Source organism: Peptoniphilus faecalis, from assembly GCF_012976305.1.
Lineage (GTDB): Bacteria > Bacillota > Clostridia > Tissierellales > Peptoniphilaceae > Peptoniphilus_A > Peptoniphilus_A faecalis.
Map to the genome: position 1 here is coordinate 151,711 of NZ_JABDSR010000004.1, position 15,490 is coordinate 167,200.

The window sequence follows — 15,490 nt, forward strand, 5'->3', positions numbered from 1 at the left end:
AATAGCATTATGAAAATATTTAAGAGATTTAAAAAGAAAAAGTCAATTTATAAAATTCTTTGGGAAAATAATTTTGATTTACAAAAATTAGAAGAGATAGATGATCTTAATTTATCTGATGGAAGCTATGAACTTTCTATTTTGAAAGGCGAAAAAGAAATAAATCACATTAATACAAGAGAGATAAACAAAGCTGTTGACGATTATTATCTAAGGGAAAGTAAAGCCATAGATGAATTTGAAGAATTTTTTGGTGGACATAGAGCTTTAGAATCTGAGAGAAATTTTTTGACTTTTTTGCTTCAAAAAATTGAATTTGATGAATCAAAATTAGTTGGACTTTCCATTTTGCTTATGAGAGATTCGAAAGTAGAAGAATGTGTAAAATTTGGAATGCTTCTTACAAAGTACTATAATCTCGTTGAAGTAAAAAGGGCATACGAAATATTTTTAAATTTATTAAAACATCCTTCATTTATTTACTATGGCATAGATGTTTTAAAAAATATAGATTATGGAATAATCGACGATTTGTACGATGAAACCACAGAAATTGGAAAAGAAATAATAGAGGAGAAGGCATGGAATTAGGAAAAGTGCAAAAATTAAAAGTTGAGTCAAAAAAAGATAGAAAAATAATTTTAACAGACAATGAAAATAATAGAGTAAATCTTGCAATTGGCGAAGGGGAAAATTTAAAAGTTGGAGATGAAGTTGAAGCCTTTGTATACAATATTCACGATGAATTTGAAGCAACTTTAAAAAAACCTTTTGCACAAGTTGGCGATTTAAAAAAATTAAAAGTAGTTGACAAAGCAAAAATTGGATATTTTGTAGATAATGGAATTGGAAAGGACATCTTCCTTCCATTTAAAGAAAGTTACGGAAGATTAACAGTTGGAGGAGAATATCTTTTATATTTGTACCATGATAAGAGCAATAGACTTGCACTTACAATGAATATTAAGGACAAACTCAAGGTTAATGAAAATTACAAAGTAAATGACATAGTCAAGGGTACGATTTATAGCATTGGAAGACCTGGAGCTTTCGTTGCAATTGAAAACAAATACGATGGAATGATTCCTGCTGAAGAAATCAAGGGGATTTATAGAATTGGAGACGAAGTAGAAGCTAGAGTTCAAAGAATTTTGCAGAGCGGATTTATAACTTTGACCTTAAGAGAAAAAGCCTACAAACAAATTGATGCCGATGCCGATTTAATTTTAGAACTTTTAGAAGAAAATGATGGAGTTCTTGAACTTGGCGATAAATCTAATCCAGAAATTATAAAAGATTTAACAGGACTTAGCAAAAAAGCCTACAAGAGAGCAGTGGGACATCTTTATAAAAATCGACTTATAAATATTTATGATACAAAAATAGAGTTGAAACATGGAAGAAAATAAATTTATAAGAGAAATAATTGACTTTGACTTTAAAGGACTTGGAATTACAAAAATCGATGGGATTCCAGTATTTTTAGATGGCGGAGTAATTGGAGATGAGGTTGAATTTCTCGTAACTAAAAAAAAGAAAAATTTCTGTAAAGGAAAAATTCAAAAAATAATAAAAAAATCTAAGGACAGAGTAAACGGCCCCTGCCCTTATTTTAAAGATTGCGGAGGTTGCGACTTTCTAAATTATTCTAACGAAAAAGAATTAAAGTGGAAAGAAAATGACGTAAATAAAAATTTAAACAAAATTGCAGGACTAGATATAAAAGTTCAAGAAGTAATTGATTCGCCTGAAAAAACTCATTACAGAAATAATATGCAGTTTCAAGTGCGAGATGGCATCATAGGTCTTTATGCAAAAAATTCAAAGGAAATAGTTCCTATAAAAAATTGTATAATGCAAAAAGATATTGCCAATAAAGTATTAAAGATAATGTGGCGATACAAACAATTAAGGGAATTAAAGAGAATTGGGATAAGGACAAACTATAGAGGAGAAGTTCTTTTAATACTCGTAACAAAGGCTGCCAAAATTGAAATAAAGGATATACTTCCAGAATTAATTGATGTGGGAGTAAAATCAATTTATCTAAATTACAACACAGGTGATAAAATTCATTACTCAAGAGAATTTAAAAAAATTTATGGCGAAGACTTTATCGAAGAAAAATTATTAGACATAGATTATAGAATTTCTCCAGAATCCTTTTTTCAAATAAATAGATTGGCAACAGAAAAATTATATGAAAAAGCCATAGAATACTTAGATCCAAAAGCAGAAGATAAAATTTACGATTTATATTGCGGAGTAGGTTCAATATCAATATCAATTGCAAAAAAAGCTACAAATGTAATAGGAATAGAAATTGTAGAAAGTGCCATAGAAGATGCAAGAATTAATGCAGAAAATAATAACATTGAAGCTAGATTTATCAAAGGAGCAGCTGAAGAAATAATAGAAAAAATTTATAAAGAAGAAAAAATTTCACCAAATAAAATAATAGTGGATCCACCGCGAAGGGGACTAGATGACAAATTAGTGAATTTTTTAAAAGAAAACCTAGTTGAAAGACTAGTGTATATCTCATGCAACCCAGCAACACAAGCAAGAGACTTGAAAACTTTAAAAAAAGTATATAAAGTTGAAAAAATAGCGCTAGTAAATTTATTCCCTAACACAGCTCATGTGGAGACTATAGCGCTTATACAAAAGATGTAAATTTAGAAATCCTTCATTTTAAGCAGTTTTATAAGCATTTTGTCTTCGATAAAGATGAAGAAGGATACGTCAAAAAGACCCAAAAAAACTACATGGACGTAAGAGTAGTTTTGCAACTGGTATGAGGAGACACAAAGAAAAATATAATAAGATAAAACCCATTTTATACTTTCTACAAGAGTAGCTTCAATAAGGCTGCTCTTTTTTATTTTAAAGAAAGACTAACTATTAAAAGTCAAGATGTGAAACAAAGAAAATATAAGTAATGATATTGATAAAAAATGAATAAAAATAAGCATGAAAAAGCACCCTAAAGTTTAAGATTAAAAATAGGGTTAGTAAAGTTTTCGCCTTTTAAATATTAATTTTCTCAAAAGAACCTGTAAATGATGAAGGCTATGCCCGAGCAAAGCTCGTCATTTACAGAACCTTTTTCAAAAATTTGTAAACAGTTAATCAAAAATTAACTCTGCACTTGATAAGGTTCATTCTTAGTAAGAACAGCAAAAATAGTATGACAAAGCTTTCTAGCAACAGCATTGGTAGCAACTAGATGATGTTTTCCTTCACTAATCTTTTTTTGATAATAATCTGAGAAAACAGGATCACAAAATTCAGCTCTAAGAGCGGATTGAAAAAGAGCACGCCTTAAATAAGGAGAACCCCTTTTACTCATATGATTGTAAGTAGATTCATATTCTCCAGACTGAGAAACGCTAGCATCCAAACCAGCATAAGCGACAAGTTTAGAAGGATTAGAAAATCTTTTAATATCTCCAATCTCACCTAATATAGTAGCTGCATTAACAGAACCGATACCTGGAATAGTAGTAATTGGAGAATTAAGTTTTTCAAGCAATAGTTCAATTTCATTTTCAACATCAGAAACCTGATTTTGAATAAAAGAAATTTGCTCAATAAGTATTTTGATCTGAAGACTAAATGAATCCAGACAGAAATTAATACCAAAAGAAGAAGAAGCCTTTTTAGAAAGCTCATCAATCTTCTTAGAAGCATAGTTTTTCTTAGAAACAGATTCAAGAAAAGTATTCAAATCATCAGAATTAATATCCTCAAAATCAGAAGGAGTAGAGAAATTTGAAAGAATTTCCTTAGAAGTCTTCCCAAAAATATTACTAAAAGAAGAGGCATATTCAGGAAAAACTTGGTCTAAAAGTGCAATAGTTTTTCTTTTAAGATCGCCAATTGAAGAAATGAGGTAAGACCTAAATCTGGAAAGATTTCTCAAAGACAAATAATCTTCATTAGAAAGCGAAGTCTCAACGAAATCTCCATATCTAAGAAGATCAGCTATTAAAAGAGAATCAATAACATCAGTTTTTCTCTTTCTGATTTCTACACCTTGTCGCCAACCGTCAGTTTGGATTGGATTGATAACACGAACAGTAAAGTTTTTTTCAACAAGATATGAGTATAGAGATAACCAATAATGACCTGTAGCTTCCATACCAACTTCAAGTTCATTTTTGAAAGCTTCTAGTTTAAGGATTAAACTCTCAGCACCATCAATGGAATTTGAAAAAGAAAAAGCTTTAAAAATAACCTTTTTCTTGTCATCAACTAATGAAGCAACATGAGTATTTTTGCCAATATCAATACCTAAATAAAACATTTGAACCTCATAAAAAAGTATTTTAGATAGACACCTCAAAATCTAATAACGTTACTGCCTTATGGTATATACGAAGTACCCTGAAAGGGTCAACATCTAACTTATTCGTAAACAGTTAAAAGATTAGAGGACTCACTCTTTCAATTACGAGATTAAATCTCAAGGAAGTGACGAGTACACTCTATCTAATAACAATATTATACAGTAAAACTGAATAATACTTAGTCGAAAAAGGGTTATAGGTTACCTTTAACAACCTAAATACATTATATAAGGAGGTAAGAATGAATTTTGATTATTTTTATAATAGCAAGTCTTTGATGTATAACTTCATAAGGTTATCTATGGTATTAATGGAAGATGAAATTTTTGAGAGCATTTCTATTGAAGCTAAAGTTTTGTATTCATATATGCTTAATCGAATGGGGCTTTCATATAAAAATGGCTGGATAGATGAAGACGGAAAAGTCTTTATTTACTACGCAATTGAAAGTATAAAAGATCAATTTAATTGTGCGAGTGAAAAAGCAAATAAATTAATAGCTGAACTTGATATTAAATCAGGAATAGGACTGATTGAAAAGAAAAGACAAGGACTTGGAAAGCCTAACAGAATTTATGTTAAAGACTTTATGAGCATATTTAATAATATGGAATTAAAAAATCAAGAAGTTCGAAAAACAAAATTCCAGAAGTTCGATAATCGGAATTCAAGAACTCTGAATAACGGACTTCAAGATTTCCGAAAATCGGAAGGTAACTATAACAATATTAGTAATAATGAGTTAAGAAAGAATGATTTTAGTAAGGGGCAAAAGCCTTATGGGATATATAAAAATATATTTTTAACTGATAAAGAATACAAAGACTTAACGAATGAGTTAGGAAGTAGAATTAGTGAGTACATTGATAGATTGTCGTCATATATGAAATCAAATAACAGAGATTATCAGGATCACAAGGCAACGATAATCAATTGGTATCTTAATGATCAGGCAAAAAATATTAATGACAATTCAACAAGAAAAATGAATTACGATATAGGAGAGAGTTTATGACAAGCTTAAAAGATTTTGTATTAAGAGAAAATGATGTTGAAAGAAATTGTCATATCTATTGTAAGGTATGTGGTAAAAGAGTCGATGGAGAATTACTTGACCTTGGATTTACAAAGTTTATTCCAAGAATTAAATGTGAATGTGAAATAAAAAGAGATAAGGAAAATGAAGAAAGATAATGTTGGACTTTTATTTTATGGAGATGTTGGTAGTGGAAAGACTTATCTTGCTTGTTCAATTGCAAATGAATTAATCGAAAGAAAACAAATTAAAGTTAAGATTATGAATTTATCTCAGGTTATAAACCAAATACAAAAATCAGCATTTAAGCTAGATTCAAATGAAATTATCAGTAAACTCTCTAATATTCCATTGTTAATCTTAGATGACCTTGGAATTGAAAGGGATACATCTTATGCAAGAGAACAAGTATATAACATTATAAACTCAAGATACTTAAAGGGTAGGCCGACAATTTTTACTACAAACTTATCATTGGAAATTATTCAAAATCCTAATATTGACCTTGAGTATCAGAGGATATATTCAAGAATACTTGAAATGACAATACCAGTTAAAGTTACGGGAGAAGATTTTAGAAGAAAAATCCATCAAGAGAAGTTAAGAAAATACAAAGAGTTACTTTTATATGGAGGTGGAATAGATGATTAATGAAGAAGTATCTAGGTCGGGTCTTAATCTTGAAGTAAGACTTGCAAAAGCAACAAGTAAAGCAATTCTTGATGCCTTAAAGAAAGTTCACAAGCAAATAGAAGAACAAGGAGGTTTGAAAAATGTAATAAAAAATAATGGAGAAGAAGTAAAGCTAAAAGATATGGTTAAAAAGGGACAGTTAGAAGAAATTAATTTAAAGGATCCTGAGTTAAAAGAACTAAAGAAAGTTTTAAATAAACACGGAGTGAAGTTTTCTGTTATGAAAGATAAGGAAACTGGCAACCACTCTGTGTTTTTTCAATCTAAGGATATAAAAGTAATGGAACATGCCTTTAAAAAAGTAGTTAAGGCTTCTGAAAGAAAGTATAGTTACTTTAAGAGATAAGAATTATAAGACCACAAGAGCCTTAAAAGATACCGAAAAGAAGATTGATGAAAAAACACAACTCATCGACTAATCAGAAAAATATTTGAAGTACAAGAAAACCTACAAAGCCTATATAAAATTAAAGAAAAGCAAACAGGAAGATTTTTATAACGAGCATACCGCAGAGATTATTTTATTTGAGAGTGCAAAGAAATATCTGAAAGAACATTTAGGAGAAAGTAAGACCTTAGCCATCAGTAAATGGGAAACAGAAGTTACCACTTTGAAGAAAGAGAAAAAGAGCCTTTACAATCAAATATTAGAGATAAGGGAAGAAGTAGAACAAGCAGAAAAAGTTAAAACATGTATAGAGCAGCTACAGGAAAATTCAAAGGAACTAAAACAGAGCAAGAATAAAGATTTTCAACTTTAGAAAAAAGGAAAGTATACTTGATATTTTTGAAAATAATGATTATACTATATGTAAAGTTAGCTTGTCATTTGAAGAAGGTGGTTTAATGTGAAGAACAGACTTGAAGAAATAAGAAAAGCAAATGGAATAACGCAAGAGGAGTTAGCTTCTATTCTGGAGGTATCAAGGCAGACGATTGGTTCTTTAGAAAATGGAAGATATAATCCATCAATAATGTTGGCATTTAAAATTGCAAGGTACTTTCAAATGAACATTGAAGAAATTTTTATTTATGAGGAGGAATAAGATGAAAAATAAAATTGAATATGAAATGAAGACTGGTAAAAAAGTAGGTATTTTATTTATTTGTATTGGTGTGTTATTTGCTTTACTTGGCGTAATACTATTTTCTAAGAAAGATATTTTACAAATATTTCCAAGAATGGATATTGCTTGGATTGGATTTTCTGTTGTTGCTTTTATTCTATGTGTTAGTGGGATAAATGTATTCTTAATTTCTGGGAAAAAGCAAGAATGGATAAATGAAACTGATGAAAGAGAGTTACTAATTACTGCTAAGGCTAGTATGGTAGGGTATTATATTCAAACAGTTTTACTGGGAGTAGTTTTTTTCCTATTAACTTTTATGGGATATTTAAATAAAGCTTCAGGATTTTCTATACTAGGAGTCATTTTGATAAGTGGTATTGTGTCATGGATTTATAATTTATATTTACGAAAAGTAGAATAGATAACTAAAAAGTAATATTTATTAGAAAACAGTAAATCACAAAAAGGTTTACTGTTTTTTCTTGTTCAAATGTTAAAAGAAAGAGCGTCAATAAATCAAAAAAGGTACTTGACAAAACGCTTCCTGGGGAGAAAGCAAGGATATTGCTCCATACATTGACCCTAAGTTTGAAAACAATGTACTAATAACTAATACTGAAAGACTTACAATGAACTCAAGACCTAAAAACCCTAAATATGCTAGAAATAAAAATGTATTAGTAATAGGTGGTTCTGGATCAGGTAAGACGAGATTTTATGTAAAGCCAAATCTAATGCAAATGCATTCTTCCTATGTAGTAACAGACCCTAAAGGATTAACCTCTTAGGGATATAGAAAATCATAAAAACTTGGAAAGGAGGTAATTCTCATGTCAAATACGAAAAGAACAGGACAAACAGCCCTTTATGAGCGTTTAAGTCGAGATGATGAAATGCAAGGAGAAAGCAATTCCATCACTAATCAAAAGCAGCTGCTTGAAAGCTATGCAAAAAGAAACGGCTTTGTAAATATCTATCACTATACCGATGACGGAGTAAGCGGAACAACCTTCGATAGAGAGGGATTTCAAAAGATGATAAAAGCAGTAGAAGAAAACAAAGTATCTACTGTGATAGTAAAAGATATGAGTAGGTTTGGCAGAGACTACCTCAAAGTAGGTTTTTACACCGAAATACTTTTCAAAGAAAAGGGAGTAAGGTTTATCGCCATCAATAACGGAATAGACAGTGAAAAACAAGCAGAAAGCGACTTTACCCCATTTCTAAATATTATGAATGAATGGTATGCAAGAGATACCTCAAAAAAAATACAATCTATCTTTAGAGCAAGAATGGAAGAAGGTAAAAGAGTATCACCAAGCGTTCCATACAGCTATTATAGAAACCCTAAGAACAAACAGGAGTTACTTGTCGATAAAGAGAGTGCAAAGGTCGTAAACCGTATTTACCATCTTGTAATAGAGGGATATGGAGTAACACAGATAGCAGATATATTAACCAAAGATAAAGTCCTTATTCCGTCTGCTTATGCAGAAATACATTACCCCGAAAATAATCATAGCTCAAAGAAAAGAGGAATAGAAGACCCGTATTTTTGGACACCAACCACAGTAGGCTATATCTTAGAAAAAAGAGAATACATGGGACACACTGTACTTGGTAAAACAATATGCCTTGATTACAAAACCAAGAAACGAAGAAAGGCAAAAGAAGATGAACTCATTATCTTCAAAAATACCCATGAAGCCATCATTGACGAAGAAACATGGAACAATGCGAGGAGGCTAAGAAAAACAGTAAGAAGAAGTCCAAAGTACGGGACAACATCACACCCATTTACAGGACTTTTAATCTGTGCAGATTTTGGAGGAAAATTAAGTTACAGAGAGCCGGCAGAACATAAAGCAAAGAAATATGATAGTGATTACTCTTTTGTATGCCAACATTACAGACACAGAAAAGGCACTTGCAGTATGCACTACATCAAAGTATAAACAGTCAATGAAATTCTCTTAAAATCAATCAAAGAAATCACAGACTTTGCAAAAGAAGAAAAGCAAGAGTTTCTAAAAGTGATGAACAAGTTATCCGACGAAAAAAGAGAAGAAAAGTATCAAGGATATAAAGAGAAATTAGAAAAACTGTTATCAAGAAATGCAGAACTAACACCCCTTATTACAAAGCAATACGAAGACCATGCACTTGGAAAAATTCCCGCAAAACACTTTGACAGATTATTTAATATCTATGATACGGAGCAACAAGACTTAGAAAAACAAATACAGTATTTTGAAGAGGAAATTGAAAACTATCATCAGAGAAAAATTGACACCGATAAATTTCTAAAAATGATAGAAAAGTATACAGATATTGAGGAATTGACCGTACCAATGATAAATGAGTATATAGAAAAAATAATAGTCCACGAATCAACAGGAGGAAGAAAAGGTAAAGACCGAAAACAACAAGTTGATGTTTACTTTAACTTTATAGGCAACTGTCAAGTACCACAGAAAGTAGATATAGAAAAAATGGCTTAAAAATGGTATAGTATTACTAATTATTGAGATAGAAAAATTAGAATTTGAGAGGATATTTAATGAAGTTAAAGAAAAGTAAACAGGTACCTGTTGGGATGTTGTTTTTGGTATTAGCTATCATCTTAAACAGAGTATCCAACATAAGTGATTTAGTTATTGGTATCCTATATGGAATATCAATCGGTGTATTGACTATTGGAATTATCAATGGTAAAAAGTAATTCCCAATTTGTGGAGGGGAATAATTTGCTGGTATTAAATAAATTAGAGCAGTTGCTAACTGTATGTAAAGTAAAAAACATTGACGATATAGATTTGAGCAAGGAATTCTACTTCATAGGTAAAACAGATGAAGAAATTTCTCTTGTGTGTGAAACAGATGATGTTCCTGAAAACACAATAGAGCGTGAAGATGGGTGGCGTGGTTTCCGTATTCAAGGAATTTTGGATTTTTCACTCATTGGCATTCTTTCAAAGTTGTCTGGAATACTTGCAGATAATAAAATTGGAATTTTTGCGGTATCTACATTCAACACAGATTATATTTTAGTGAAAGATGTGGATTTTGAAAAATCATTAGCTGTATTATCAAATGCCGGATATACAGTGATATAGATTTCAGATACTTTAAACGCAAAGAAAATCATAGGAGGAGTGAATTATTAGTATGAAAGATATTGATAATATTTGTAAAATCGCATTGGTGCAGGCAGAACCTGTAATGTTTGATAAAAGTGCATCGCTGAAAAAGGCACTTCAATATATTCGTGAAGCTGCAAGCCAAAAACCGGATTTGATTGTTTTCCCGGAACTGTTTATTCCGGGATATCCTGTTGGAATGAATTTCGGCTTTAGCATGGGAAAACGAAGCGAGGAGGGACGAAAAGACTGGAAACGATACTACGATGCTTCCATTGTTGCTGGAGAGACGGAGTTCCAACAACTCGCAGAGGCAGCCAGAAAAGCAGAGGCATATATCAGCCTCGGATTTTCCGAGCGAGATGCTGTTAGCGGAACGCTCTACAACAGCAATGTCATTTTTGAACCGAACGGGTCATATAAGGTACACAGAAAATTGAAGCCGACAGGATCTGAGCGTGTTGTATGGGGAGATGCGAATAAGGATTATTTCCCTGTTACTGAAACGCCGTGGGGACCGATCGGCAGTATGATTTGTTGGGAAAGCTATATGCCGCTTGCTCGGGTAGCGCTCTATCAAAAGGGAATCACCATTTACATTTCACCAAACACCAATGACAATCCAGAATGGCAAGCCACTATTCAGCACATTGCAATCGAGGGGAAATGTTTCTTTGTGAATGCTGATATGATCATCAGACGCAGTTCATATCCTTCTGACTTGTGTGAGCGCAATATCGTATCCGAGCTTCCGGAATTTGTGTGCAGAGGAGGGAGCTGTATAATTGATCCATATGGACATTATTTGACAAAACCTGTCTGGGATAAAGAAACTATCATCTATGCAGAACTTGATATGAATTTGCCTGCCGCCTGTAAGATGGAGCATGATGCGATTGGACATTATGCACGTCCGGATATACTTGAATTAAAAGTCAACGAAAAATAATAGTCTGTTGGCTCATCAACTTCCAGTTTGTCGAAGTAAAACAATTAAATACAAGCAATGATATAACAACTTACGAAACAGTAAATCAAAAAAGGTTTACTGTTTTTTCTTTGTCCAAAAACTAAAGAAAGGAAAACAGAAATGAAAAACATAGATGAAAAAATCTTAATGGCAGAAGAAGAAATTAAGCAGTTACAAAACAAAAGAAGAAAACTCATCAGTCAGCAGAAACAGGAAGAAAGAAAAAAGATAGATAAAAGGATATATGAAAAAGGAGCAGTCTTTGAAAGTATCTTTACCGAAAGCAAGGACTTTACTAAAGACGAATTTTATCAGCTAATCACATTTCCGAATATAAAAGAAATAGTCAATCAAAAATCTTAAAAATAGTAGAAGAACGAGGACAAAGCGAAAACAAAATTACAGAAACACAAGAGGAAGTAACGGACATCAAGGAATAATCCCTTGTTTACAAGGGCGCACATATACACCTTAACAGGTGCGTGCGTTCTCCGAAGGCTCTTGCTAGATAAGCATATCAGCTAACGCTGATACAGGGGAGCTACACTCCTCTACGGAAATAAATTTCCTACCCCTTGTGTACTTCCCAAAGAAAATCGGATAAAAAGCTATCCGATTTTTTTAGGAAGTCTTATCTATCGCCACATAAAAGTATCAGAAAAATGGAAAGGAGGTTTTCTCTTATGGCGATATATCATCTTTGTATAAAGATTATCTCAAGAGGCAAAGGCAAAAGTGCAGTAGCAGCTTCCGCCTATCGAAGTGGCGAAAAGATAAAAAACGAATATGACGGCATAGTCCACGACTTTACAAGAAAAGGAGCAATAGCCCATACTGAAATTCTATTACCACAAAATGCACCACAGGAATTTTCAGATAGAGGAACATTATGGAATAGTGTAGAAAAAATAGAAAAAAGTAAAAACTCACAGCTTGCAAGAGAAATAGAAATTGCATTGCCTAAAGAATTAGACAGAGAAAAACAAATAAATCTTGTAAGAGAGTATGTAAAAGAAAATTTTGTAGATGTCGGTATGTGTGCCGATATTGCTCTGCACGATAGAAATGATGGAAATCCACACGCACATATCCTACTTACCATGCGACCGTTAAATGAAGATACAACATGGGGAGCAAAATCAAAAAAAGAATATATCCTTGATGAAAACGGAGAAAAAGTAAAACTCAAAAATGGAAATTACAAGACAAGAAAAATCAATACAGTGGATTGGAATGAGCAAGACAAAGCAGAACATTGGCGAAAAGCATGGGCAGACATTACAAACAAATATCTTGAAGAAAACAGCATACAGGAAAAAGTGGATCACCGTTCTTATCAAAGACAAGGCATAGAACAAATACCGACTATTCATTTAGGCGTATCAGCTACCCAAATGGAAAAGAAAGGTATAGCCACCGACAGAGGAAATATCAACCGAGAAATCAAACATCAAAACAAAATACTAAAAGAAATTGCAAGAAGAATAAAAGCCTTAATGAGATGGATAAGAAGTTTGACGACAAACAAAAGCAAAGATAATCTAACAGAGAACCAAGAGGATATATCTGTATAACCCACTACCTTGCCAAAACAAAATAACCTAATAAATATACTTTCTCATTTCATAAAAGAAAATGCAGATAACCATAATACAGATTTAGAACAATACATTGAAAGCTATCAATTTCTTAAAGAGAAAAATATTACATCAATACCCGAATTGAAAGAATGTATATCAGCATTAAGAGATAAGAACTACAAGACCACAAGAGCTATTAAAGATACCGAAAAGCAGATTGATTATAGAGTACAACTTATCAACCAAGCCGAGAAATATTTGAATCGTAAAGACACTTACAAAGCCTATACCAAGCTAAAGAAAAACAAACAAGATACTTTCTACAATGAACATACCGCAGAGATTATTTTATTTGAAAGTGCAAAGAAATATTTGAAAGAACATTTAGGAGAAAGCAAGACCTTAAATGTATCTAAATGGAAATGGGAAGTAACAATCTTTAAGAAAGAAAAAGATACTCTATATTCTCAAATCTTAGATATGCGAAAAGAGGTTGAACAAGCTGAAAGTGTTAGAAGCTGCATAGAGAAATTACTACAAGAAAACAGAGAATTAACACAGGTCAAGAAGCACGAGTTAAGGCTGTAAAACTAATTGAAAATATTGATATAATGATATAAACATAGAGTGAAATAAAATTTCAATTAACTCAAGGAGGTGTGTTGAAATACAAAAAGTAAAGATAGAAAAGAATACCGTTCAGGAAACATTGCTTGTACCACTATATGGTAGAAAAATGTGTTCTGAAAAATTTCCTGAACTTTATACAGACATTTTCGCAAAGAATTTATGCAATAGTTTGGATTATGATTTTTCAGAATTAGAGAGAAAAAATAATTCGTTTTTATATGAGTTTGGATCACTTGAAGCAGCAATGCGTCAGTTAGATATTATGTGGGAAATCAAAGAATATCTAAAGACTTATCCGAAGGCAACTGTTGTAAATCTTGGCTGTGGCTTAGACGAAACAGGAAAAGCTTGTGATAATGGAAGTTGTAAGATAGTCAATGTAGATTTCCCCGATGTTATAGAAGTTCGTAATCAGCTTATTTCAAATTATGAAAGAGAAAAAAATGTTACCTGTGATTTAAAAGATTATTCATAGATGAACGAAGTAGACGGTTCAAATGGAGTTGTTTTCTTTGCGGCAGGAGTATTTCATTATTTTAAGAGAAACGAAGTAAAGGATTTGGTTTTAGAGCTTTCTAAAAGATATGTAGGAGGCTGCTTGATTTTTGATAGTGTAGGTAAGCTTGGTTTAAAGCTAATGATGTCAAAGACACTAAAGAATATGGGCATCAGCGATGTAGAAGGATTATTCTATACAAATAATCCAATGCAAGAGCTTAACTGGTCGGACAAAATAAAAATTACATCAAAAGGCTATATGTTAGGCTACTATGACATGAAAAGCCCCAATATTCGTTTCTCTCATCGCTTACTTGCAAAGATAGGCTATGATATGATGAAGATGGCTATAAATAGAACTGAGTTTGTTTAACTCAAGCAACTAAATACAATCTATAACATATCAACTTACGAAACAGTAAATCATAAAAGGTTTACTGTTTTTTCTTTGTCTAAAAATGGAAAGGAGGACTTATGGAAGAAAAAAGAGAAATAAAAACACCCCCTAATAAACAGTTAATAATGGATATTGGAAAGATAAAATATACTGTAAACCTACATTTTAAGCAAGGTACAGGAGAAACATACAAGGATAAAATACTAAAGCTAATCAAGAGAGAAACAGAGAAGATATAAATTTATCAAAGAAATTTTGTTTATGTCCTTGACAAACCTTCCCAAAAGGGACACTTGTGCTAGAGTGTGGAAAAATGCTTTATGAAAATAGATATGACATAAAGATATTAAACACAATAAACTTTAAAAAATCTATGAAATACAATCCCTTTGCTTATCTTCGATCAGAAAAAGATATTTTAAAGCTTGTCCAAACAATTATTGCCAACACTAAGGGAGATGGAGAAAAGGCAGGAGAAGATTTCTGGGTAAAAGCTGAAAAGCTATATTACACTGCCCTTATCGGTTATATATATTATGAAGCACCAGAAGAAGAAAAGAATTTTAAGACGCTATTGGATATGATTGACGCAAGTGAAGTTAGAGAAGATGACGAAACCTATATGAACCCAATTGATAGGCTTTTTGAAGCTCTTGAAAAGAAAGATTCAAGTCATTTTGCAGTTAAGCAATATAAGAAATATAAGCTGGCAGCAGGAAAAACTGCCAAGTCAATTCTAATATCTTGTGGAGCAAGACTTGCACCTTTTGATATAAGAGAGCTTAGAGAGCTAATGAGTGAAGATGAATTAGAACTCGATAAAATTGGAGATAGAAAAACTGCATTATTCGTAATAATATCAGATACTGATGATACCTTTAACTTTGTAGTGTCAATAATGTATTCCCAATTATTTAATCTACTATGTGATAAGGCAGATGATGTTTATGGTGGAAGACTTCCTGTTCATGTAAGATGTCTACTTGATGAGTTTGCCAATAGTGTGACACGTTCTACGCCCAAAGCGGTAGGAATAACCGACAAAAGCGTAGCCTAAAGTCACAAATAATTTAATAATGTGGTTTTAGAGAACTGCATAACTGAAATTTCAAATGAAGGGGTAA

The 15,490-nt window shown here is 31.9% G+C and carries 12 protein-coding genes and 8 pseudogenes; 19 read left to right on the top strand and 1 reads right to left on the bottom strand.

Annotated elements, in window-relative coordinates; genetic code table 11:
- Window positions 1-9 precede the first annotated feature (9 nt).
- From HKO22_RS04065 to rlmD, 3 genes are read left to right on the top strand one after another with little or no spacing between them, the layout of a single operon-like run.
- Window positions 10-591 (top strand): hypothetical protein, encoded by a 582-nt coding sequence (locus HKO22_RS04065; RefSeq protein ID WP_075658665.1) that lies wholly within the window; start codon window positions 10-12, stop codon window positions 589-591.
- Complete coding sequence (locus HKO22_RS04070; RefSeq protein ID WP_075658667.1) at window positions 582-1,409, top strand: CvfB family protein; 828 nt, start codon at window positions 582-584, stop codon at window positions 1,407-1,409. The genes HKO22_RS04065 and HKO22_RS04070 overlap by 10 nt, the downstream gene beginning before the upstream one ends.
- On the top strand, window positions 1,396-2,676 hold the full coding sequence (gene rlmD / locus HKO22_RS04075; RefSeq protein WP_169968747.1) for a 23S rRNA (uracil(1939)-C(5))-methyltransferase RlmD: 1,281 nt from the start codon (window positions 1,396-1,398) through the stop codon (window positions 2,674-2,676). The genes HKO22_RS04070 and rlmD overlap by 14 nt, the downstream gene beginning before the upstream one ends.
- A 463-nt stretch (window positions 2,677-3,139) precedes the next feature.
- On the opposite strand, the gene HKO22_RS04080 is transcribed toward rlmD, so the two are convergent.
- A complete protein-coding gene (locus HKO22_RS04080; RefSeq protein ID WP_169968750.1) occupies window positions 3,140-4,309 on the bottom strand; it encodes an IS110 family RNA-guided transposase in 1,170 nt (389 codons plus the stop codon).
- A 284-nt stretch (window positions 4,310-4,593) separates the two neighbouring features.
- On the opposite strand from HKO22_RS04080, the gene HKO22_RS04085 reads away from it, so the two are divergent.
- From HKO22_RS04085 to HKO22_RS04155, 16 genes and pseudogenes are all read left to right on the top strand, one after another.
- Window positions 4,594-5,367, top strand: coding sequence for a replication initiator protein A (locus HKO22_RS04085; RefSeq protein ID WP_169968752.1), 774 nt, complete (start codon window positions 4,594-4,596; stop codon window positions 5,365-5,367).
- Window positions 5,364-6,039: pseudogene (locus HKO22_RS04090) on the top strand (ATP-binding protein). The gene HKO22_RS04085 and the pseudogene HKO22_RS04090 overlap by 4 nt, the downstream one beginning before the upstream one ends.
- A pseudogene (locus HKO22_RS04095) lies at window positions 6,032-6,406 on the top strand (PcfB family protein); the annotation flags it as partial. The pseudogenes HKO22_RS04090 and HKO22_RS04095, both read left to right, overlap by 8 nt.
- Window positions 6,396-6,842, top strand: a pseudogene (locus HKO22_RS04100) (hypothetical protein); the annotation flags it as partial. The pseudogenes HKO22_RS04095 and HKO22_RS04100, both read left to right, overlap by 11 nt.
- A gap of 87 nt (window positions 6,843-6,929) precedes the next feature.
- Window positions 6,930-7,127, top strand: a complete 198-nt coding sequence (locus tag HKO22_RS04105; protein WP_075658676.1) for a helix-turn-helix transcriptional regulator — start codon at window positions 6,930-6,932, stop codon at window positions 7,125-7,127.
- A 1-nt stretch (window position 7,128) separates the two neighbouring features.
- On the top strand, window positions 7,129-7,572 hold the full coding sequence (locus tag HKO22_RS04110; RefSeq protein WP_211660200.1) for a hypothetical protein: 444 nt from the start codon (window positions 7,129-7,131) through the stop codon (window positions 7,570-7,572).
- A gap of 115 nt (window positions 7,573-7,687) precedes the next feature.
- Window positions 7,688-7,927: pseudogene (locus tag HKO22_RS04115) on the top strand (type IV secretory system conjugative DNA transfer family protein); the annotation flags it as partial.
- A 54-nt stretch (window positions 7,928-7,981) separates the two neighbouring features.
- Window positions 7,982-9,652 (top strand): annotated as a pseudogene (locus HKO22_RS04120) (recombinase family protein).
- A gap of 195 nt (window positions 9,653-9,847) precedes the next feature.
- On the top strand, window positions 9,848-10,267 hold the full coding sequence (locus HKO22_RS04125; RefSeq protein ID WP_211660201.1) for an ACT domain-containing protein: 420 nt from the start codon (window positions 9,848-9,850) through the stop codon (window positions 10,265-10,267).
- Window positions 10,268-10,319: 52 nt separating this feature from the next.
- Window positions 10,320-11,240 (top strand): carbon-nitrogen hydrolase family protein, encoded by a 921-nt coding sequence (locus HKO22_RS04130; RefSeq protein ID WP_169968756.1) that lies wholly within the window; start codon window positions 10,320-10,322, stop codon window positions 11,238-11,240.
- Between the two features lie 141 nt (window positions 11,241-11,381).
- Window positions 11,382-11,701 (top strand): annotated as a pseudogene (locus tag HKO22_RS04135) (DUF3847 domain-containing protein).
- 243 nt (window positions 11,702-11,944) lie between these two features.
- Window positions 11,945-13,429, top strand: a pseudogene (gene mobQ / locus HKO22_RS04140) (MobQ family relaxase).
- Window positions 13,430-13,577: 148 nt separating this feature from the next.
- Window positions 13,578-13,946: a class I SAM-dependent methyltransferase gene (locus HKO22_RS10815; protein ID WP_235932813.1), complete on the top strand. Its 369-nt coding sequence runs from the start codon at window positions 13,578-13,580 to the stop codon at window positions 13,944-13,946.
- A complete protein-coding gene (locus HKO22_RS10820) occupies window positions 13,947-14,342 on the top strand; it encodes a hypothetical protein (RefSeq protein WP_235932814.1) in 396 nt (131 codons plus the stop codon).
- Window positions 14,343-14,443: 101 nt separating this feature from the next.
- Complete coding sequence (locus HKO22_RS04150) at window positions 14,444-14,605, top strand: transposon-encoded TnpW family protein (protein WP_169968758.1); 162 nt, start codon at window positions 14,444-14,446, stop codon at window positions 14,603-14,605.
- 35 nt (window positions 14,606-14,640) lie between these two features.
- A pseudogene (locus HKO22_RS04155) lies at window positions 14,641-15,366 on the top strand (VirD4-like conjugal transfer protein, CD1115 family); the annotation flags it as partial.
- Between the last annotated feature and the right edge of the window lie 124 nt (window positions 15,367-15,490).